The organism is Clostridium sp. ATCC BAA-442, from assembly GCF_964239415.1.
Lineage (GTDB): Bacteria > Bacillota > Clostridia > Oscillospirales > Oscillospiraceae > Flavonifractor > Flavonifractor plautii.
Map to the genome: position 1 here is coordinate 39,314 of NZ_CAXSQB010000004.1, position 21,233 is coordinate 60,546.

The following is a 21,233-nucleotide window of genomic DNA, read 5'->3' on the forward strand; positions in this document are numbered from 1 at the left end:
ACAGGAGTTATCTATGCCTGTCTGTGGAAAAAAGGCCCCTATTAAACGATACCACCGCACAGATGCGGCGAACTTCTGATGGATGGACTCTGACGGCTCATGGTCTTATCCGTTATGAAGATGGAACGATTGAGTGGAATTACTCTACTGGAGGCAGATGGAGCGAATCAAAGTGAGGAGGGAGCGAAGATGAATAACGAATTTCTGCCAGCCTACAAGGTATATCAACAGGTCATTGATCTTGAACTGTACTATGCGTTTGTAGATCTTGTCGTACACACCTCTCAAGAAGAAAAAGCCTGGGAGATCTATCGAAATATTGTGGACACGCAAATCTGGCAACAAAAGGCAGAAGGACAGAATTATTTTGAAGCCTATAACCTCCGTTACCCCGGCGAGGTCCTGGAACGGTTTGAAGAGAAGCTGGGAAAAGATGTCCGCATTATTCGTGCGTTGGCGCTGGCACTGGGGAAAACCCGTGCGCTTCAGTTAGACAATATGTTTGTTGGAAATCAGCGCGGCAGTTTTCTCCAGATGATCCGGCGGACTTCCAATGGAGATGTGTACCTGCAAGGGGCTCTTTATCTGTTGGAAACAGATATGCCCCGCCGACACGCCCTGCTGGATGAACTGGCTGCCACAGAATATGCCAAGACCGAGGATGCCTTGTTTGTCCTGTCTCTGTTCGATGACCAGGAGGAAGGGTACCGCACTATGCACAGCCAGCTTCTCCGATTGCTGGGGAAAGAACGCACGCTTTCCCTGCCTGAAAACTGCGGCGTGCTGGAATGGCTGGTCCAGCATTATGCTCCGTATATCAAGTCGTATCGCGGAAAGTCAGATCTTGTTTTGCGAACACTGACGAAGTTTTTCAGAATGAACATGAAACCGGACAGCCGGGAGTTTTCAATCCTGACAGATGCCGGCTACAGCGGTGAGGAAATTATACTGACCAATTCCCTTTGTGTGTGGGCAGACAGAATCCCGGACAGGATCTCCTGGAACGGGACCACCGCAGAAAAAATCGCATCGGCGTGCTGCCAAATGCTCTTAAACCAACCGGATGGACTGTCGGAAGGGCTCTATGCCTATGTTGGATGGTTGTTTGGCCGCTATGAAAGGTTTGCTGTCCAGTACAATGGGTATCCAAATCTCTGGGAGGCGATTAAAAAAGAACTCATACCATCCGCACCACAGACAATGATCTGGATGCTGAAAACCGTCAAAAAGGAATTCCCGTATCGCTTTGACGCCTTTGACCCCCAGTACGATATTCTGGCAAAAGAAGTGCCGCAAGGCGATTACTGGGAACTGTTTACAGATCAGATGCTCTGCTCTTGTGGAAAAACGCCAATTATTCAATGGCTGGCAAGATACCGGGAATTAACGGGCGCTGATTACTGTGATGGCTTCCAGGAATGGCACCGTTCCTCCGATAGAGCTTTTGCTCTGCTGGTAGAGAGAAAAGAAATCCGGCTGTGGCAGTTTTTTGAACAGCATCAGGAAGACGGCCCCTCTGCGCAGTCGATGAAACTGCTCTTGGGATATGCCATGAATATCTCCAGCTGGCAGGGCTTCCGTTTTGTCCGGCGTCTGCTGCAGAAATACACTCCAGTGCAGCTCCAGAAGTTTTTTGGGGAGCGGTTTTTCTTTCATGAACTTTTTGTAAGGGGTAATCGGTACAGCAGCAGAGACTATGAGTTTTTTATCAAACGCTCTTTCCTGACAGAAGAGCAGCATCGGCAGCTCTTTGAATGGATCGAGGCTTCTTTTTTCCAAATGGAGCCGAAATGCTATCAAGAGTTTATCTGGTGCGCTTTACAAGATTCGGATGTGCAGCGGCTATACGACAGGCGGCTGCTTGCGTCCGTTTTGCGAAGCCTTTTATCCAGCGGGAAGTACACAGGTGGCCGTGCGGACCATCTAAAGGAAAAATTCTACAGTAAGGAAGAGCTGGAAGCCGATCAAAAAGCCGACGCTGAAAAAGCGGAACGGGAGGAACGCCTTCGCCGGGAGCAGGAGCACCAGAAGAAATGCGAACGGTTGGAGCAGACCTATGACGGTACGATGTCTTCTCTAAAAGAGTTTACAAAAAGTTTCTATTACGATAGGGATGTGAAAGAAGCCCTGGATATGGTGTACGAAAAGCTGCGGGAACAGCCTGCGGGCTGCGCGGCGGCATTTGCAGCGGACGAATTAGAACAATTTTTCAAGTTGTGCGGTGATTTGGCACGATACAATCCAGGAGACGAACAGAAAATTTTGAATATGGCAAGAACAATGATGGGAGGTCTTGCGGCATGATCTATGCGGAAAAGCATTTATCTTTGTTGTCCCGAATGGGGCGCGATGGGCTGCAGCTGCGTTTCACTGGAGAATTTCCAGAAGAAATACTGGATCAGACCTGTAAAAAAATCGAAGATATGGGTCTGCAAGAGCAGATTCGCAAGGAAGAAGCCACGCAAATCCAGAGGGAATTGATTCAAGTTCCAGAATTTGCGGAATTATATCAGGCTCTGTGCGCACATGGAATAGCGGTATCTGTTATTCAGACGATGCTCCATGCGGCAAGCAGCTATCAGGAGCACTTGTCCCAATATCCGAAGGAGCAGGTGCTGGAGGCGGCGGTGCTGGATCTCAAGCCTTCCCTGAAATTTGAGTACATGAAACACTACCAGCCGCTGGTGCGGTATGAAGAAGAGGAGCAGGCCGTCGCAGACAACCTGGATACCTTCCCTGTTCTGGAGTGGCAGGAAATCTCTCCGCTGACGGAACATCAGCGTTCAATGATGCGTCTGCCGTTTCTTGGCACTTATCTATTCAACTGGCACGACCATGAGCGGAAGGCTGTAGAGCTGTTGGAGCAGAATCTGCCCCTCCAGAAAATCCTGATGATGAACTATGTGTGGGGAGTGGAGTTGTTTCTGGATGCGGACAGTCTGAAAAATCTCAAATGGCTACAAATGCCGGATGTAGAAAAATTCCGCCGGCTGATGGAAGCCTTCGAGTATGATGCGGAAGATTTATCGGAATTCTGGACGCTCTGGCTGGAAAACCGGGCCGGACAATATGATGTCGAATGGTGGCTGAGTCAGCTGTTGCCCATCAGCAAAGAGCGGCGGCAGAAAATCCTGCAAAGCAGGCTGAGTTATCTCAATGCCCTTTACGCTGGCTGCCTTCACATCAATTTTGAACAAGTAGAGTATTTTCAAGTCCAGCTCCTTATCTATGCGGTGGAGCACAAGAAAAAGCATTTTTTGAATCTGGTGAATCAGAACAGCGAACTATTTTTCTCGCTGGGGCGGTATTCGCTTTTATTTGTGAGTGGCTTCTGCGAACGCTGTAATCTCAATTCACTGACGGTTAAGAACTTAAAGGACAGTGATTCTATTGAACGGACAACCAGCTACTTTGAACTTTTGGAAGAGGGCCAGCAATATACCTTTGAGGAGCTGCGCCTGTTGTGGCACCAAGAGGAAGTATATGTAAGACTGTACGCCAAACTCTCCCCGCTCTCCGTGGACCAGAGGATGCTCACGATCCGGCAGCTGATAAAGCGGGATCTTGTCAGCCAGAATATCGGAGACGAGGCGCTGGAACAGGTAACTCAATGCTTGCTGGAAAAGCCGTTTGGAGCTTGGTATGAGAAAGATTTCGGACACATCCGGGGACTGACGCGGCAGACTGCAATGCTTATGCTGCAGCACTATCCGGAGATTCAGGCATTTATCCCGGAATTTCGGGCAGAGGCGGATGCGGTTTTCGCGGTCAGCAACGCTTCCAAGATCACAGGCTTTTCAAACTGGAGTCAGGTGTGCGGCTCAATACTGGTTACCGATCAGAATTGGGCCTATCTGAAAGAAAACATGGGCTTTTCCGAGGAGTTCGTCCGCGAGTATCAGCCGGGGATTGTGAATTTCCTGCTCCGGGGCGGCAGCTCGATGGTCCGCCCGCTGTATAACGAATTGCAGTATAGGAACGAAAGTGAAAAAAACTGCGAGGCGCTCCGGCGTATTGTACAGGCAGAGCTGATGGGCCAGTTCTATAAACTGAAATACTTTGCTGGTGATTTGAAGCAGGAAATCCATTACCCAATTCAAGAGGCGCGGGAAGATGTCTGGAAACAGAATCTCTCTTTGACCAGACTGGGCCTTATGGCGAAAGAGGTGGATGATTTTTACCACACAATCCGCATGGGCGAGCTTCCGCACTTTACCTGCTTATCCTGCTATCAGGGCAGCCAGAGGGACTGCCTTTTGGCCGCATTCGATAGCAACAAAAAAATCATTCTGGTTTACAAAGACGAGAGCGTAGTAGCACGGGCGTGTCTCCGGCTGACGAAAGGCTCTTTCCAGCAGCCATCAACGCTCAATTTTGAATTTGCTGATCTGTCCAAAGAAGATGTTCCCACAGGCAGTCACGCATACAGTGAGAAGCTGGTGCTGTTTCTGGAACACATTTATACCTCTGGATTGAAGAAAAGTGAAGAGACGGCGGCAAAAGAAATGGTAGTGGCACTGGCAACGCAGAAAGCGGAAGAACTCGACGCAGTTGCGGTGCTGTCAAATCAGTATCGCGGATGCTATCCCAGTGGGCGGTATGTCAGCGCCCCAATCTATATCTACATCTCAAAGTCCAAAAATGGGCGCCAGTATCTTGACTCTCTGGGAGGCGCTGCAGTGACTTTGGCAGAGGAACAGTATAAGCAAGAATCGTTTTTTGTAGAACGGGCCGCACTGGACCGAGCCCATGCGGCATGACAGGAGGTTTCTTTATGATGTTTGACAGTATTTTGGTAAAAGTATCCTGCAGTGAAGAACTGCTGTATCTCCACACCATATCCCGGAGGCATAAATCCCCGTACCGCTTTGCAATCCTGCGTGATACGCTGGAGCAGTTGGAGCGGGAGCCGGGGCGTCAGATTATCGTGGCTGACTGCGGCTGCTATGCCGCCCTTCGGCTCACACGGGCACTGGACGGCGAGATGCTGGTGATCCGCTTTTCCTGGCTGCAAAGCGCCGGTGCGGACAGCCTGCGCGGCTATGAGGAGTGGGTGCGGCTGCCCTACCGCCGCTTCCACGAGTGTGTGGAGGCCGGGACGGATATGGCCGGATGGAACTGGAGCCAGCTCTCCGTGCCGGAGAAGGTGACCCGCCGCTTTGAATTTCACAGCAGGCAGAATCTCCATCAAATCGCCCAGCGACCGCTCCTGCGGCACAAGCTGGGGAAAACTCTGGAACACCATTTCCAGTGGCGGGATGCGGAGAAGATCCTCATTTATGATGACGGTGCGCCGTACAGCTTCTTCTTTGAAGAGGTCACGCCCCGGGGCACGGGAATCTGCGGCGGCATCATCCTGCATGGTGCGGATAACCTGCAGAAAGCCCAGTACAGCGTCCACACCTAATTATAGCAGGGAGGTACATACCATGACGATCATTAAAATAAATGGCGGCTTCTGGGGATGGGAGCCAATAGAGACGCTGGAACGGCTTTATCCGCTGTTTGAGCAGTACACATTGGACCCGATCTATGAGTGGTACGGGAATTTTGTAAATCGGAAGCCGGAGTGGCAGCGGTCAGAAGAGCGTCAGGCTTATCAGGGCTGCACGGTAATTTCGGGGCGGTTTCTGCATTATGGGAACTTTTTCTATATCGTCACCGATGAGGAAGAACTGATCCAGCGTTTTGAGCGCCTGGTGGCGGACAACAAGGCCACACAGGCATACCAGGACGAGAGGAAAGTCTGCTTCCCGTGCAGCGAGTGCAACCAGTGGTCGGCTGCCAGCGGGCTCTGCGGACTGACTGGCCGTTATAGACAACCCCAGTGGGAGTGTTTTGCGCGATATGTTCTGCCGAAGGGGAAAGTCGAAGGTGACGGCGCAAATATGCGCATTGAACTTCCGATCCCGGAAAAGGCAGGAAAGAAAGCGGTGCTTATCGGCCGCGGCCAATGGGAGGTTTAACAATGGATTGGAGCAAAGTCCACAGGAAACTCGCTGGCCGCTTCAGGCTTCTGGAGCGTCGAAATGAGGATGGAGATTGTGTGATCCACTGTTTCGGCTCTTTGGGCCAAACGGGAGTGAATAACGATGATGTTCGCTATATATGCGGCTTCTATAGTCTTCCCTATAGAGAGGACTGGCGCAGAGAAGAAGCCCGCGACGCCGGCGACAGTTTTTATCTCCTGATTAAGACGGATGACTGAAAAAGTGCTTTGTCTGCCCTTATCAAAAGCATAGGGCAGAATCTGTGTAAATTCATAACAGGGCCGGGCAGAGGAATATTCCTCTACCCGGCCCTTCTTTTTGGGGCTGACATGGCCCGTGTTAAATCAATCGGAATCATTTTACAGTATTTTATAATCTGATAACTGTATGTCCTTTTGAACCCAATTTTCTACTATGCTTCGACTTCATCTTCTTGTGTTTTGACATACAATATGATACTCTTTTACCATAAGCACATCTCAATTAAGCACAAAAGAAAGGTGATCTTAAAATGGCAGAAGCCGAGAGCAAGCGTCAGCGCCGTACCCCGCAAGAGAGAGCGAATGAACTGGATGAAAAAATCACGAAGATAAATCAGTCCATCAATGAGCTGGAGGAGAAAAAGAAAACTGTTGTAGAAGAGTACGATGCGAAGATCACCGCAGCAAAGGAACGCATCAAATCTCTGGAGGCAAAAAAGCAGGAGATCCTTGCTCCCAAGGCTCCCCGAAAGCCCCGTAAGACGAAAAAGCAGAAAATTCAAGAGATTGTGAAGCTGGCAATGAAAAATGGTATGTCGGTAGAGGAAGTCGCCAGCCAGCTCCATGTGGAAGTTGAAAGCTAAACAGTTTTGATAGAAAAGCAGCATCGCCTCGAATGTATCAGGACGATGCTGCTTTTTATGGTGCAGGCCGACTATTCCACGCCCCTGATTTTTCGATGATACCGTTGTAGATAAAAACTTTCCTGCTTTTTTGTTGAGAAAGGCGTCATACAGGCGTAAAGGATATGTATAAAGCAAAAAAGGAGGCAATTATCTATGTTAATTGGTGTCGATCATGGCAACAAACAAATCAAAACCGTTCATGGCGAGCCCTTTGTGTCTGGACTGCAGCAGAGTCTGACCCGGCCGTTCGGCCAGAGCCTGCAATACTGTGGTACTTATTACACACTGTCCAATGAGCGTATTCCGTTCCACAAGGATAAGACGGAGGATGACCGATTTTTTGTCCTTACACTGATTGCTATTGCAGAAGAGATAACCGCCCGGGGAATTGGTGAAAAAGAACAGCAGCACATCCAGTTGGCTGTTGGTCTGCCCCCGGCACATTTTGGCTCTCAAGCAGAGAAATTCACCGCCTACTTTCAAGGCCGCGGGCTTGTTGAGTTTATGTATGGAGACAAACACTACACCATCAGCATTGAGGATGTGGCCTGCTATCCCCAGGCATACGCAGCTGCGGCCACAATGCTACACGCCCTGTTGGATGACCCAAAGGCAGTCGTATTGGATATTGGAGGCTTTACAGCGGATTATCTGTTGTTGAAAAACGGAAAAGCCGACCTCGCTTCCTGCGATTCGCTGGAAAACGGCGTTATCCTGTTATACAATAAAATCAGGTCCAGAGGAAATGCAGAGTTGGATTTGCTGTTGGATGAGGGCGATGTGGATGCCATCCTCATGGGCAGACGGACACAGTATCCGGCCGAGGCTATACAGCTTGTGGAACGACTGGCGCAGGAGTTTGTCAACGACTTGTTCAGCACTCTACGAGAGCGGATGTTGGATTTGCGCTATTGCAAAGTGGTGTTTGTGGGCGGCGGCGCTATTCTGTTGCGCCGGCAGATCGAGGATTCCGGCAAGGTGGGAACGCCTCTGTTCGTCACGAACATCAACGCCAATGCAGCTGGATTTGAATACCTGTACCGGCTTGAAACAGTGGGCAGGTGACAATCATGACGGCCAAAAAAGAAAGGGGGCGCTTCTCCCTGCGGTTCAATATCGGTGACCCAGTGCAGCGGGCCGCAGTTGAACTGCTGGAACTACAACCGCCCCACAGTAAAGCCCAGTATATTGCAAATGCGCTTGTGTACTATAACACTCATTTTTCTGACGATCCGCAGCCGTTAAAAGTGCCAGCCATTGACCGTGCGGCCATTGAAGCGATAGTGCGAGAAATTATGCGTCAGGATGAGCAGGCTTCGGATAAGGCAGTTTCGACCGGGGAATCCTCTCCTCCAAAGAAAAATAAAATAGCCCTGCCGCCGCAGGAACAGACGACAGAGCCATCAGAGGGAGCATCCGAAGTTGATGATATGACCCGCAATCTGATCGCCAGCACCATGGCGGCTTTCCGTAGAAATGGCTAAAAAAGAGGTATGGGAGCGAAGCTGTGCCGACTCTCATACCTCTTCCTTTTCCTGTATGGCAGCAATAAAGTGATCGATAATCTGTTCCAAGTGGCGGTATTGGCTGGGTGTCAATGTGGAAATCTTCTGCTGGAGCAACGAAGTGTCTGCTTCAAGAATTTTACCACGCAGTAAATAGTCTGCGCTGATGCCAAGTGCTTCACAGATCTTCAGCATGGTTTCCGGGCGCATCGCTTTTTGCCCCATTTCCGCATACGAGATGGTTTGCGATGTGAGATGCGTCAAATTTGCCAAAGTCTCCTGTGTCATATTTAATTGTTTTCTTCGCTCCAGAATCCGCTGGCCCATTTCTTTCAAAAGCTCACTCATTCGCAATCCTCCATACTATAGTTACATTTTATCCACTATAGCATGAAAAATTAAGCGACTATAGTTGAGTTTAATCAACCATAGCATATATAATGATCGTAAGATGAAAAATTTGGAGGAAAAACAAGTGAAAATATGTTCGTGTGCGGTGATTGGTCAACACCCTACCCGCTTCAAATTCAAATACAATGAATATATGACCTCATGCAAGCGCATAAAAAAGCGGATGCATGATGTATTTGTGTCACTTTACCAGAGCGGTGTGCGCTGCTTTTTCGTTGGGGGAGCTCTGGGAGTAGACATGTGGGCAGGCGAAATCCTGTTGGATATGCAGCGCCAGGTAGAATATCGGGAATTGGATGTTGTGATGGTCTGCCCCTTCCCCGGCCATGATGTCCGATGGGACCCAAAGAGCCAGGCACGGCAGCGAAAACTCCGAGAGGGCTGTGCCAAGGTGCTGATGGGATCAGAACACCCAGGAGCCGAAGGGTATAAAAAACGCACGGAATATATGATGGGGCAGGCCGACTATGTTGTAGCTGTTTATGATAATGATCCGAAACATTACAGCGGAGTGGAGACAGCGATAGGGATCGCTGAAAAAAGAAACTTGTCAATAGTGTTGATTCATCCAGACACAGGAATTATAAACATAGTAGATCATTACAGAGAGAGGCATACGGATTAGGCAAAATATGTTACTGTTTCTCCAAAAAACTAAAAAGGTGTGCGGTTTTGGTAATACGAAGCCACCTTGACTGTCGAGGAAAAATCGGGTATCATCTGATTAGCGATAGCTAACTTGAACGAGTTAGAAAGAGGTGGGTTATGTCACATAGCAGTCTATATCTTACCAATCTTTATAACGATTTGATAACCAATACCCCTCAGACAATCACTATGGACATTCCTTCAGAAGTCGGGCAAGGCCAAATTTCTCAAACAAAAATCAAGCACGGCGTTATCCTCTCAGACTGGAAAATGTGCTATCAATCCGATATGAATGTGCAGGGTCCTGTTAGTGGAGAATATATGCAAATCATTTTCTGCCTGAATGATGGAATTTCATGGGGGATAATGAATGAGAATCGTTCTATTACTATACAGAAAAATGAGTCTTGTATCTATGCTGGACATGATGGCACAGAATATATCTGCTACAAAAAAGACAGTAACTTCTCATTCAAAAGCATTAAAATCCCAATTCCCTACTTTTCACAACTCCTTGCTGATTACTTTGACGGACAGGAAATTACAGTCTATGAAAAGAAGCTCCTGAATGGTATTGCCAAAGTCTCTGTCACACCAATTATGGAGCAAATACTGTCGGAAACAAGCAAATTTTCTCAATACCGCGGGGGGCTGGGCTATCTCTATTTGGACGGCAAACTGTTGGAGCTGCTGTCCATCTATCTGGGAGAAGTTTTGGAATTGGACATTCTGATGGGCAAAAATATTTCCATGTCCCGGACGGAGCGGACTGCCATCATGGAAGCAAAACGGATCATCGACAGCCAGCTCGCCTTTGCCCCCTCTTGTGAAGAACTGTCTCAACAGGTACATCTGAGTCTGACCAAGCTGACACGGGGATTTTCTTCCTTCTACGGTATGCCGATCCATCAATATGTTATTGAGCAGCGGTTGACACAGGCGGCGCAACTGCTGTTGGACGGAGACTGGAATGTGGGGGAGGTCGCTGCGATTGTAGGGTATGGAAAACCGAGCAACTTTGCGGCGGCCTTCAAGAAAAAATACGGTGTTGCACCCAAACATTACAGGGAGACACGCTTCAACCACACAAAGCAGTGACCTTTAACTGCTTTTGGGTGAAAATGGGCAGGTTTTGGGTCGAATTAGAAAGGCATAACTGATACAATATGCGTTGAGGTTAGTAAGTGCTAACCTCAACGCATATTGTTGTTTAGAGGAGGCAAAGCATGAAACAGAAGTTGAATGCGAAAGATTTTATCCTGATTGGCGTCCTGACCGCCCTCATGTGGATCATCTGCATGATTATCAGCACCATTATGAGTGTGGCCGGCCCAGTGACCAATGTGTTCTATCCATCCGTTGTCGCGATCCCCAATGGCATCGTGATGATGCTCTTACTGGCAAAGGTACCGAAAAAGGGCGTTTTCACCATCTGCTCCGCAATCCAGGCTATCCTGTTCCTGCTGGTGGGCGCTTTCTGGTTTATCCCCATCGGCTTGGTGATTGGCGGTGTGATCTGCGATTTCCTGGTCATGGGCCGGAAAGAAATCACCATGAAGTCCATGACCGTGGCCTACGCCCTGTTCAGCGCCATTTTTGCCTTCAGCGCCATCTGCCCCATCAAGTTCCTCCAGAGCGCCTTTGTGGGAGCCATGGAGAAGAACAATATTGCCCAGGAATACATAGACGGGATGCTGAATATCACCTCCGTCCCCATGCTGGTGGTCATCGTTGCGGCCGGCTTGGTAGGTGGACTGATTGGCGCCGTGATTGGGCAGAAGGCTTTGAAGAAGCACTTTATAAAGGCAGGGCTCGTTTCAGTCAAATAACAAGGCACAGCCCCTCGGCAGTCAATCAGACAAGCGCAGGCAAGCGGGCTGCCTGATCTCAGGGCGCGGGGCTGAAAATGGCCCCGCGCTTTGATTTGGATAGGGAGGCATTGGAATGGAAGAATCACAAATCAAACAAATCATTGAACAGCAGCCCCTTCATGGATCGGCACTGTTAGATCCCCGCTGCAAGATTTTACTTCTGGTCTGTATCGGGTTTGTCAGTTACTTTTTGGCTGGGGAGGTGGTCAGCCTTGCGCTCATGCTGGTGTATGGCCTGTTTATTGCCGTGGGGAACGGCGGAAAGTGGGCCTTGAAGATGATTGTGGTCTACATCATCGTTGCCTATCTCAACGCCCTGCTCCGCTATGTGCAGGTGCCGGTACTGAGCGTGATTATGAGCGTGTTCGGCGTGACGCTTTTGAAGCTGATTCCCATTGTGATGATGGGCCTTTGGATTTTGCGGACCACCTATATGGACGACCTGATGGTGGCGCTCCAGCGGATGCGGCTTCCCCAGGCGGTGACGATCCCGCTGGTGGTCATGTTCCGCTATATCCCCACCCTGCGGATTGAATACAGGCAGATCCGTAGCACCATGGACATCCGGGGGATCAGCGACACCTTGTGGAAACGGGTATCTCATCCTCTTGCCACCATTGAGTATATTTTAATTCCCCTGCTGATGCGGTGCCTGAAGGTCACGGACGAGCTGGCGGCCTCCGGCACCACCCGGGGGCTGGAGCTGGAGTGCAAACGGTACGCCCTGCGCCCCATTCGCTTCTCCTGGCCGGAGGTCCTGGTGTCCCTGCTGGGCGTTGTCTTTCTGGCGGCGCTGCTGTTCCTGGACCAGACCCGAATCGGGGAAATCATCTTGTGGAGGGTGTGACATGATCTCGTTTCAGAATTTCAGCTTTCGCTATGAAGAGAGCAAGGACTTTACCCTCCGTGGCATTGATATGACGGTGCAGACCGGCGAATTTATCCTCCTGACCGGGCGAAGCGGCTGTGGCAAGACCACGCTGATCCGCTCACTCAACGGCCTGATCCCGCACTTTTATCCCGGTGAGATACAGGGCGACCTTGTGATGGATGGGCGCTCCCTGCTGGAAATGAAGCCCGCACAGCTGGCCGGGCAGGTGGGGACGGTATTTCAGGACCCGCGCTCCCAGTTCTTCATGACGGACACTACGCGGGAACTGGCCTTTGGCTGCGAAAATATGGGCCTCCCCCGTGAGGAAACCATTGACCGCATCGCAAAAGCCGCAAAGGATCTGGAACTGGCGGACTACCTAAACCGGAGTATCTTTGCCCTGTCCAGCGGAGAGAAGCAGCAGATCGCCGTGGGCTCGGTCTACGCGCTTTCACCGAAGGTCTATATCTTCGATGAGCCCTCCGCAAACCTGGATTATGCGGCCACCAAACGGCTTGCGGAGATTATGGGAAAATTGAAGCGGGACGGATACACCATCTTTGTGGTGGAGCATCGCTTTTACTATCTGCGTGATTTAATCGACCGGGTATTTCTCATACAAAACGGAAAAATCGAACAGGAATTTACAAGGGAGCAGTTTTGCTCCTTACCGGAGGGAACGCGCATATCCTATGGGCTGCGGACTGCATATCCGGAGCGGGATGCGGAGCATTATCAGGAAAAAGAACGCCGCCCAATGGGGAAACACCTGCTGAGTGTGCAGGGCCTTTCCTTTGCTTATCCGAAAGAGCAGGAGGTCTTTCGGAATGTCAGCTTTGAAGCCCACGCCGGGGATGTGATCGGCATCCTGGGCCACAACGGAGCGGGCAAGACCACCCTCTTGTCCATCCTGACCGGCCTCTTGAAGCAGCGGAACGGCGAGATCACCTTTGACGGCAGAAAGCTCACCCCACGCCAGCGCCGGGCGCTGTCCTATTTGGTCATGCAGGACACGGATTACCAGCTCTTTGCCAGCAGTGTGGAGGAAGAACTCTCTCTTGGGATTCGGGAGGACTGCAAAGAGAAGGTGGACGCCGCGCTGGAGGCGCTGGAGCTGTCCGAATACCGGGAACAGCACCCGGCGGCCCTCTCCGGCGGGCAGAAACAGCGGGTCACCATTGGCGCGGCCATCGTCAAGGACAGCCCAGTGATCTATTTTGACGAGCCCACCAGCGGCCTGGACTATGACTCCATGGTGCGGGTCAGCCGCCTGATTGAGCAGTTGTCCGCTTCCGGCGTGATCGTGTTTGTGGTCTCTCACGACTTTGAGTTTATCGTCCGGACCTGTACGGAGGTGGTCCAGCTGGACGACCAGGGGGCCGTTCAAAACCACCGGCTCACGCCGCAGATGTTGAAAGCTCTGTCGGAACAGTATTTTCATTGATGGGAGGTTGAAATCATGTTTCAAAAGGTATTTGAATACGCGGGGCCGCATAAAAAGGGCCTCTATGCGGCCACAGCGGTGGTGCTGGTCAGCGTTTTGATGGGCGTCCTGCCCTTTGTGCTGGCCTACCAGGTAATTGCTCCGCTGGTGATGGGAGCGGAACTTGACGCTTCGTTTCTTATCCTGCGGGTGGCTTTGGTGCTGGTGTGCCTGGTCTTGCAGGCTGTTCTCTATGGCTGGGGGCTCAATCTTTCGCACAAGGCCGCCTATGACACGCTGCTCCGGCTGCGGACTGCCCTGCAAAAGCGGTTTGAGAAACTGCCTCTGGGCGTGATCCAGGACAAGGGCACCGGCACGGTCAAAAAGCTGTTTGTCGATGATGTGGACAGTCTGGAGGTCCTGTTGGCCCACTCCATGCCAGAGGGAATCGCAAACCTGATGGTCCCCATCGCGGTCTATGTGGCTATGTTTTTCGTGGACTGGAAGCTGGCGCTGCTGTCTCTGGCCTCCATCCCCATCAGCCTGATCGCCATGATGACCATGTACTCGGTGGGCATGAAGAAAATGGGCCCCTACTATATGGCCGGCCAGAAGATGAACAACACCATCATTGAGTACATCAACGGCATGGAGGTCGTCAAGGTATTCAACAAGGACGCGGACTCCTATGAGCGGTTTCGCAAGGATGTTTCGGATTACCGGGATTACACCTTGGCTTGGTACAAGGCGGCATGGCCCTGGATGGCAATTTACAGCAGCCTCCTTCCCTGCACTGTGATTTTGACTCTGCCGCTGGGGGCGTGGTTTGTCTTCGCCGGCTGGTCGGCTCTGCCAGACCTGATTTTGGTGCTGTGCCTCTCCCTGAGCATCGGGATGCCGCTCCTCAAATCCCTGGGCTTCCTGCCCACCATGCCCCAGCTCAACTACAAGATTTCTGCGCTGGAGCAGGTTTTGGATGCGCCGGAGCTTCAGCAGACGCCGGACAGCTTCCACGGCAAGGATGATACCATCGTTTATGACCATGTTTCCTTTGGCTACACCAAGACACAGCCCGGCCCGGACGGAAAACCCATGGTGGTGGAGGATGAAGTGCTCCACGACATCAGCTTTACGGCCAAGGCCGGACAGAAAACGGCCCTGGTGGGAGAGTCCGGCTCGGGCAAGAGCACTCTGGCAAAGCTGTTGATCCACTACTATGACGCGCAGAAAGGCAGCATCTCCATTGGCGGACAGAAACTGTGTGACATGAGCCTGGAGGCGCTGAACAGCCGTATTTCCTATGTAGCGCAGGATCAATACCTGTTCAACACCTCTCTGCTGGAGAATATCCGCATGGGACGGTTGAACGCTACCGATGAGGAGGTCCTGGAGGCAGCGCGAAAAGCCCAGTGTATGGAGTTTCTGGAAAAGCTGCCCCAAGGTATCCACTCCATGGCGGGGGATGCGGGCAAGATGCTCTCCGGCGGTCAGCGCCAGCGTATTTCTCTGGCCCGTGCCATCCTGAAGGACGCCCCTATTGTGGTGCTTGATGAGGCCACCGCCTACGCTGACCCCGAGAACGAGGAGAAGATGGAGGCGGCGATTGCGGAACTGGTGAAGGACAAGACTCTGGTTGTTATCGCCCATAAGCTGCCTGCTATTATGAACGCCGACCAAATCTGCGTCGTAGACCACGGCAAACTGGTTGCGGCAGGAAAGCATCAGGACCTGATCCAGTCCTGCCCGGAATATCAAAAGCTGTGGAAGGCGGCCCAGGACAGCGCCGAATGGAACATACATACCGCAAAGGAGGGGAACTAAATGTTTGCACTGTTTTCAAGGATTTTGAAACTTGCTGGTCCATATAAAGGGCGTATTCAGGGCGCTTTTGCCTGCGCGTTTGTGGAGTCGATCCTGTCTAAAATGCCGATCTTCCTGGCCTTTGTGGTGTTGAGCGGCTTTGCCGCCGGAACATTGACCGGACAGACCTGCCTCTATGTGGGTCTTGGCCTCACGGCGGCCGTGCTGGTGCAGATGCTGGTCCACTACCTCAGCGACAGCCTCCAGAGCGCGGCGGGCTACCTGATGTTTGCCGAGAAGCGCATGGAGCTGGGCGGACACCTGCGGAAACTGCCTATGGGTTACTTCACCTCCGGCAATATCGGCAAAATCAGTTCTGTCCTCAGCACCGATATGGTGTTTATTGAAGAAGTCGCCATGAGCACGCTGGGCAACATGATGAGCTATCTGCTGTCCTCCCTGGTCCTGCTGGGGTTCATGTTCTATCTGAATTGGCAGCTGGGCCTGATCGCGGCCCTTGTGACCATCCTGGCGTGGCTGGTTTCCAGAGGGATGAACAAGGTTTCCCTGCGGGAAGCCGCTGGCCGCCAGGAACAGAGCGAACGGCTGACGGACGCGGTGCTGTCCTTTGTGGAGGGCATCGGGGTCATCAAGAGCTATAACCTGCTGGGTGAGAAATCGGAAGAACTGACCGGCAATTTCAAGCGGTCCAGAAATACATCCCTCGCCTTTGAACGGAAGATGACCCCGTGGACCATGGGGTTGAATGTCCTTTATGGAATCGGGATTGCCGCGATTTTTGGCCTGTCGGTCTTTCTGGAGCGGAGCGGTGTCCTTTCTCTGGCCTATGTGCTGGGCGTCCTCCTGTTCGTCTTTGACCTGTTCGGGCCGCTCAAGGCGCTTTATGGCGAGGCGTCCCGCCTGACTGTGATGAACGCCGCCCTGGACCGCATTGAGGCTGTATTGGATGAGCCGGAGCTCCCGGACACAGGGAAACAGCATATCCCGGCTCAAGCGCAGCCAGGCCAGCCGGAGGTGCAGTTCAATGATGTAGCCTTTGCCTACCAGGACAAAGAGGTGCTGCACCACATCAGCTTCTCGATGTTCCCCAATAGCATGACCGCTCTCGTGGGCCCCTCCGGCGGCGGGAAGTCCACCATCGCCAATCTGCTGGCCCGGCTGTGGGATGTGAAAAGCGGCAGTGTTGCCATCCGGGGCGTGGACACCCGACAAGTCCCCCTCGCGGAGCTAATGGATCACATCAGCATGGTATTCCAGCGCGTGTATCTCTTCCAGGACACGATCTATAACAACATCAGTATGGGCAAGCCAAACGCCACCGAGGAGGAGGTCTATGAGGCGGCGAGGAAAGCCCGCTGCTACGATTTCATCATGGCTCTGCCTGACGGATTTCAGACTGTGGTGGGAGAGGGCGGCGCAACCCTCTCCGGCGGTGAGAAACAGCGTATCTCCATCGCCCGCTGTATTCTGAAAGACGCTCCTATTGTAATTTTGGACGAGGCGACCGCCAGCGTGGACACTGACAATGAGAGCTATATTCAGGAGGCTATCTCCGAACTGGTAAAGGGTAAGACCCTGCTGGTCATTGCCCACCGTTTGAATACCATCCAGAACGCCGACCAGATTTTGGTCATCAGTGACGGACATATCTCGCAGCATGGCACCCATGAGGAATTGATGGAACAACCCGGTATTTATCAGGATTTCGTCCGTATCCGTATGAACTCTGCCGGTTGGAGCCTGTCTTGATGGAGAGGAGCTCCCCATGAAACAATTACACGCATCTGGCGAAGATTATCTGGAAGCAATCCTTGTCTTAAAGAGGAAGAAAGGCATGGTGCGCTCCGTAGATGTGGCCCGGCACCTTGATGTATCGAAACCCAGCGTGTGTCATGCGGTAGCCACCTTGAAAGAGGGCGGGTTTCTCACCATGGACGAAGACTCTTTCCTGCACCTGACCGATGTGGGCCGAGAGGTTGCCGAAAGAACTTATGAGAAGCACTGCTTTTTCATCCGTCTGCTGGTGGATGCAGGTGTAGAGCCAAAGACTGCCGAGCAGGATGCCTGCCGCATGGAGCACGCAATCAGCGATGACAGTTTTCAAAAAATTAAATCAGGGCTAAAGGACAAGTAAAAGTGGTCTGGCAGTCGAGGTTATCGGAGGTGATGTAGTGGGAAAACTGTTCATATTATCAGTCGAAGAAGATGATCTTGAAACCGCAGAGAAAATCATGGCCTTCATAGAGTCAACAGAACTGGTCATGTGTACGGATCTTTCCTCTGCCCCTCTGCGCTATAAGGCTTTATGTATCGACGCTGCGTGCCGTCAAGTGTTTTGGCAGGGCAAATTCATAGAGCTGACTCCTATGGAGTTCGATGTGTTTCATTTGCTTGCCCGGCGGCCCGGACGGGTATTTTCAAAAAGGGAGATCTATGAGTTCGCCGCCCCTGATTCGTTTGACAGCAGTTGGACGGGGATTTCCAGCATCATTTACAAGCTGCGCCATAAGCTGAACGCTGACTTTATCCAAACCGTGTATGGGAAGGGCTATAAATTCTTGCCACCGTAACACTGTTGACCATTAAAGACAAGACAATAGAAAGGCCGAATTTTAGGTAAGTAATACTTTATACATGGAGTAAATCGACAAGATTAGAGTAACGCCAGCCAGCAAGCAGATATAAAAAACGACGCTTTGGTGTGAGCAGTAATGCCCTCAAAGCGTCGTTTATATTTTGTCTGGAATGTGGCGAAGAACATCTTCTACCCTGCAAGAAAGAATGTTGCAAAGGTCATTCAGTGTTGCGGTTGAGATATTCCGGTTTTGTTTCAAAGAATCCAATGTCCCCTTGCTGAAGGAATAATCCTTTATTAAAGAATAGGTCGTAATTCCTTTTCGACGCATGGTATCCCAGAGCGGATCGTAAGTAATAATAGAGACCACCCCTTTGTGATTCCTATTATATTTGACATGTTGCATCTTGAATATTCCCGGTATGTCGGGTATAATATCTTAATTACATGATTTCATGTCCATCAATTTTTCTCATTCAAGCGCCTGACCATCAGCAGAACAGCTTCTAAATCCTGATCGTTCATCGACTTGATGCCATCTATAATCTCCTGAACTAAAATTGGATTTCGGTATTCTGTTTCCTCATCGAAAAACAAACGGGGCGTGATACCGAGCGTGTCAATCAAATAGAGCAGTTCTTTCACAGATGGCTGGGAATACCCCGTTACAATGTTATGAATATAGTTCTTGCTATGCCCTAAATCATAGCTTAACTGATACTCGGAAATCCCCTTTTTTACCCGTAACTCTGTAATACGGTTTCTAATAAAGTCCATCTCCATATACGATTCCTCCACCACCATTTCCCTCATGGTACACTTTTGTGGTGTGACATTAGGGTGCGCGTGGTGTGCTTTTTTATGCAATAGCACTTTAATGGTGTTATAATTGAGTAAAACGCCACACGGGAAAAGAGAGAAACGCATGGATCGAGAAAGAGAATCACCCCCGGAGAGGCTGCCGTTCTGTTTAGACGACACAGTTGGTGGAATAGTAAGGGCATGTCAGGAGTGCCCCGGCGTCTACTATATCGCGGCCCGGAAACAGGACGGCAGGTTTTTAGCGGACGAATACTATGTGGTGGAACGCTCCTCGCCAGCCATATCAAAAGAGGCTATGGCATACGGAAGAATGTCGGAAGAGGACTCCCGTGTGCTGCTCTATCCGTTTGCGGAGGAACGACATGGGTATAAAATTATTGAGTATGAGATCTATCGGTATCAGGTCCGGCACGGAATGTACGCAGACGGACAAACCTCGCTTCGTGATGTTGCTTTTTTCAATATGGAGTATCATCCGGAATACTTTGGGCCCTACCCGGCGCCCCTTGCCACGCCGCGGGGCCGTACTGCACGCTACAAGCCGCTGATGAACGGCGTCTTCTGGATCGAAACAGGTACAGGAGAGGAAGTCCTCGCTGTCTGCTATCCTATTTGGAACTGCGACTTCTCGGAAACCGTATTGAAGCAATCGGAGCAGTCCGAAGAGGATGTACGGGAAGGAATTGACAATACCTTGGGGTATCTGTTCTTTTCCAAGCGGGCCAGCAGTCTCGCCTTGTTTGAACTATGGGGGCAGTACGAGGAGTTAAGGACTGGCGGCCTAATCAACTACCCCGCATTGATGAACTATATCTGGGCCTATTTTCCGGAGTACGCCGCCACATACAATATGCAGAATCAGCTGGGGATGCACGATACCTTCGGCCTGTTGATGAGCGCACTGGGGACGGAGGTGGAATTGCAGAACAACCCAAATGAAGTAATTGCAATGTCAACGGCCGCCGGGCTTGATTTCCTGAATTTTTAATTGGGCTAAAAATGACAGATCAGGTGGAACAATGGACTGGGATCAAAATGAAGAGCTGGTAGAACAAATCCTTCGTACCGGCATGTACGCAAAGCTGTATGATGAAGAAACAACATACGGGTACCTGACCTATTTAACCTACCGGGTGGAGGACACGCTGTTCACTTGGAAAAAGAAAAGCGATGTGGACGGGTTTTGGGCCGACCTCACATGGGAGGAATATATCTCCTTTTTGCGGCGAGAAAAAACATTGCTCCTGGCAGCTCAAAGGGTGCTGTTCAACACTGTGATGGCTTTCCCGGCCTCCGCATTTGACTTTACATTGTCAGAGGCAGAAGTGGACTTTCCCGTAGCGCGTTATGACAGCGCCGGGATGCTCCATATGGCAAAGCTCTATTCCTTCGAGAACTGTATCTCAATCGTAGAGTTTCTGATGTTCCGAGCAGAGAGGGCGTATTATCCGCTGTGGAAGAAACAGCGGGGACCCCACTACACATGGGAGCTTTATATCGTGGAACTGCTTCACAGCCGAAGGGAATTTGTAGACCCACTATCGAGGGCCTTCCGCAACGCGCTGGTTCAACTGGACTTTCTCCCGGCGTGGCAGATGATCTATCCGACTATTCAAGAGGATGCAGAAATAGAATAACATGAAAAGACCCCGCAGATTCGGTCTGCGGGGTCTTTCGCTCTCTTATTCTGAGCTCCCCTCTTGACAAATGAAAACCGTAGTGCTATATTCAAAACAGCGTTATAAAACATTGTTTTGAATGAGGAGGAATGGCAGTGGCAAAACAAAAGGTGGGCGTCTATGACCGGGTGCTGGAGTGCGCCAAGGAGGAGTTTTTGTCCAGGGGATTTCTGGACGCTTCCTTGCGTACCATCGCCCAGGAAGCGGAGACCAGCACCGGGTCAATCTACACCCGCTTTGGGGACAAAGAGGGGCTGTTCCGCGCCCTCGCGGAGCCGGTGGTGGATGAATTTAAGGCCATGTTCCGCAAGGTCCAGGAGGACTTTCACCAATTCCCGGAGGAGGAGCAGAGGGCCGAGATGGGCCAGTACACTGCCCGCCATCAGGAAGACCTGTTGGACTACATCTACGACCACTTTGATGTATTCCGCCTGCTGCTGGACGGGGCCCATGGTACCCGGTTTTCGCGCTTCCTGGACGAACTGGTGGACATCGAGGTGGAGTACACCTACAAGTACATGGAGGTCATCGGTTGCGAGAGCGTCAAATCCGGCCTGGTGACGGAGGAGTTCATCCATATCATCGTCACCGCCTACTTCAACGGCATGTTCGAGGTGGTGCGGCACAACATGGACCTCGCCGCCGCCCACCGCTATGTCAAGATGCTCAACCGCTACCACATGGCAGGTTTCGGCACCGTGTTTGACCCTCAGCCCTGACAAAAGAGGCTG

The 21,233-nt window shown here is 51.2% G+C and carries 23 protein-coding genes; 20 read left to right on the forward strand and 3 right to left on the reverse strand.

From position 1 onward, the window contains the following. The first annotated feature begins 189 nt into the window (after nt 1–189). The 8 genes from ACESY8_RS02680 (at nt 190) to ACESY8_RS02715 (ending at nt 8,360) form a co-directional block, all read left to right on the forward strand. Nucleotides 190–2,304 carry a hypothetical protein gene (locus tag ACESY8_RS02680; protein WP_009257978.1) on the forward strand — a complete coding sequence of 705 codons (2,115 nt, stop codon included), beginning with the start codon at nt 190–192 and terminating at the stop codon, nt 2,302–2,304. Beyond that, complete coding sequence (locus tag ACESY8_RS02685; protein WP_009257979.1) at nt 2,301–4,760, forward strand: hypothetical protein; 2,460 nt, start codon at nt 2,301–2,303, stop codon at nt 4,758–4,760. The genes ACESY8_RS02680 and ACESY8_RS02685 overlap by 4 nt, the downstream gene beginning before the upstream one ends. Before the next feature lie 14 nt (nt 4,761–4,774). Further along, nucleotides 4,775–5,407 (forward strand): hypothetical protein, encoded by a 633-nt coding sequence (locus tag ACESY8_RS02690; RefSeq protein WP_009257980.1) that lies wholly within the window; start codon nt 4,775–4,777, stop codon nt 5,405–5,407. A gap of 22 nt (nt 5,408–5,429) precedes the next feature. Then, nucleotides 5,430–5,966, forward strand: a complete 537-nt coding sequence (locus tag ACESY8_RS02695; RefSeq protein ID WP_009257981.1) for a hypothetical protein — start codon at nt 5,430–5,432, stop codon at nt 5,964–5,966. Nucleotides 5,967–5,968: 2 nt separating this feature from the next. Continuing rightward, on the forward strand, nt 5,969–6,208 hold the full coding sequence (locus ACESY8_RS02700; RefSeq protein ID WP_009257982.1) for a hypothetical protein: 240 nt from the start codon (nt 5,969–5,971) through the stop codon (nt 6,206–6,208). 293 nt (nt 6,209–6,501) lie between these two features. Next, nucleotides 6,502–6,834, forward strand: coding sequence for a pantoate--beta-alanine ligase (locus tag ACESY8_RS02705; protein WP_071698923.1), 333 nt, complete (start codon nt 6,502–6,504; stop codon nt 6,832–6,834). Between the two features lie 195 nt (nt 6,835–7,029). Continuing rightward, entirely contained in the window at nt 7,030–7,941 is a 912-nt protein-coding gene (locus ACESY8_RS02710) for a ParM/StbA family protein (RefSeq protein ID WP_071698924.1), read from the forward strand. A 5-nt stretch (nt 7,942–7,946) separates the two neighbouring features. Beyond that, nucleotides 7,947–8,360 carry a hypothetical protein gene (locus ACESY8_RS02715; RefSeq protein WP_009257985.1) on the forward strand — a complete coding sequence of 138 codons (414 nt, stop codon included), beginning with the start codon at nt 7,947–7,949 and terminating at the stop codon, nt 8,358–8,360. 33 nt (nt 8,361–8,393) lie between these two features. Here the strand turns inward: ACESY8_RS02715 and ACESY8_RS02720 are convergent, their stop codons facing one another. Further along, the gene (locus ACESY8_RS02720; protein WP_009257986.1) at nt 8,394–8,729 is read right to left on the reverse strand and encodes a helix-turn-helix domain-containing protein; all 336 of its coding nucleotides are present in this window, start codon (nt 8,727–8,729) and stop codon (nt 8,394–8,396) included. Between the two features lie 103 nt (nt 8,730–8,832). On the opposite strand from ACESY8_RS02720, the gene ACESY8_RS02725 reads away from it, so the two are divergent. The 9 genes from ACESY8_RS02725 (at nt 8,833) to ACESY8_RS02765 (ending at nt 17,996) form a co-directional block, all read left to right on the forward strand. Continuing rightward, nucleotides 8,833–9,417, forward strand: a complete 585-nt coding sequence (locus ACESY8_RS02725) for an SLOG family protein (RefSeq protein ID WP_071698999.1) — start codon at nt 8,833–8,835, stop codon at nt 9,415–9,417. Between the two features lie 140 nt (nt 9,418–9,557). Continuing rightward, nucleotides 9,558–10,538: a helix-turn-helix transcriptional regulator gene (locus tag ACESY8_RS02730; protein WP_044940849.1), complete on the forward strand. Its 981-nt coding sequence runs from the start codon at nt 9,558–9,560 to the stop codon at nt 10,536–10,538. Nucleotides 10,539–10,666: 128 nt separating this feature from the next. Continuing rightward, complete coding sequence (locus ACESY8_RS02735; protein WP_044940852.1) at nt 10,667–11,269, forward strand: MptD family putative ECF transporter S component; 603 nt, start codon at nt 10,667–10,669, stop codon at nt 11,267–11,269. A 115-nt stretch (nt 11,270–11,384) separates the two neighbouring features. Further along, on the forward strand, nt 11,385–12,158 hold the full coding sequence (locus ACESY8_RS02740) for an energy-coupling factor transporter transmembrane component T family protein (protein WP_071698925.1): 774 nt from the start codon (nt 11,385–11,387) through the stop codon (nt 12,156–12,158). A 1-nt stretch (nt 12,159) separates the two neighbouring features. After that, nucleotides 12,160–13,626 (forward strand): ABC transporter ATP-binding protein, encoded by a 1,467-nt coding sequence (locus ACESY8_RS02745; protein WP_071698926.1) that lies wholly within the window; start codon nt 12,160–12,162, stop codon nt 13,624–13,626. 15 nt (nt 13,627–13,641) lie between these two features. After that, a complete protein-coding gene (locus ACESY8_RS02750) occupies nt 13,642–15,426 on the forward strand; it encodes an ABC transporter ATP-binding protein (RefSeq protein WP_071698927.1) in 1,785 nt (594 codons plus the stop codon). Continuing rightward, entirely contained in the window at nt 15,427–17,175 is a 1,749-nt protein-coding gene (locus ACESY8_RS02755) for an ABC transporter ATP-binding protein (RefSeq protein WP_071698928.1), read from the forward strand. It abuts the gene before it with no gap. A gap of 16 nt (nt 17,176–17,191) precedes the next feature. Beyond that, on the forward strand, nt 17,192–17,560 hold the full coding sequence (locus tag ACESY8_RS02760) for a metal-dependent transcriptional regulator (RefSeq protein ID WP_071698929.1): 369 nt from the start codon (nt 17,192–17,194) through the stop codon (nt 17,558–17,560). 37 nt (nt 17,561–17,597) lie between these two features. Then, on the forward strand, nt 17,598–17,996 hold the full coding sequence (locus ACESY8_RS02765) for a winged helix-turn-helix domain-containing protein (RefSeq protein ID WP_058722710.1): 399 nt from the start codon (nt 17,598–17,600) through the stop codon (nt 17,994–17,996). A gap of 159 nt (nt 17,997–18,155) precedes the next feature. Here the strand turns inward: ACESY8_RS02765 and ACESY8_RS02770 are convergent, their stop codons facing one another. Both ACESY8_RS02770 and ACESY8_RS02775 read right to left on the reverse strand, forming a co-directional pair. Then, nucleotides 18,156–18,407, reverse strand: coding sequence for a helix-turn-helix domain-containing protein (locus ACESY8_RS02770; RefSeq protein ID WP_207731714.1), 252 nt, complete (start codon nt 18,405–18,407; stop codon nt 18,156–18,158). A gap of 56 nt (nt 18,408–18,463) precedes the next feature. Continuing rightward, a complete protein-coding gene (locus ACESY8_RS02775; RefSeq protein WP_058722745.1) occupies nt 18,464–18,784 on the reverse strand; it encodes a helix-turn-helix domain-containing protein in 321 nt (106 codons plus the stop codon). Between the two features lie 142 nt (nt 18,785–18,926). On the opposite strand from ACESY8_RS02775, the gene ACESY8_RS02780 reads away from it, so the two are divergent. From ACESY8_RS02780 to ACESY8_RS02790, 3 genes are all read left to right on the forward strand, one after another. Continuing rightward, entirely contained in the window at nt 18,927–19,811 is an 885-nt protein-coding gene (locus ACESY8_RS02780; protein WP_058722711.1) for a hypothetical protein, read from the forward strand. Nucleotides 19,812–19,842: 31 nt separating this feature from the next. After that, on the forward strand, nt 19,843–20,460 hold the full coding sequence (locus ACESY8_RS02785) for a hypothetical protein (protein ID WP_058722712.1): 618 nt from the start codon (nt 19,843–19,845) through the stop codon (nt 20,458–20,460). A 131-nt stretch (nt 20,461–20,591) separates the two neighbouring features. Then, the gene (locus tag ACESY8_RS02790; RefSeq protein ID WP_498794592.1) at nt 20,592–21,221 is read left to right on the forward strand and encodes a TetR/AcrR family transcriptional regulator; all 630 of its coding nucleotides are present in this window, start codon (nt 20,592–20,594) and stop codon (nt 21,219–21,221) included. Nucleotides 21,222–21,233 lie beyond the last annotated feature (12 nt).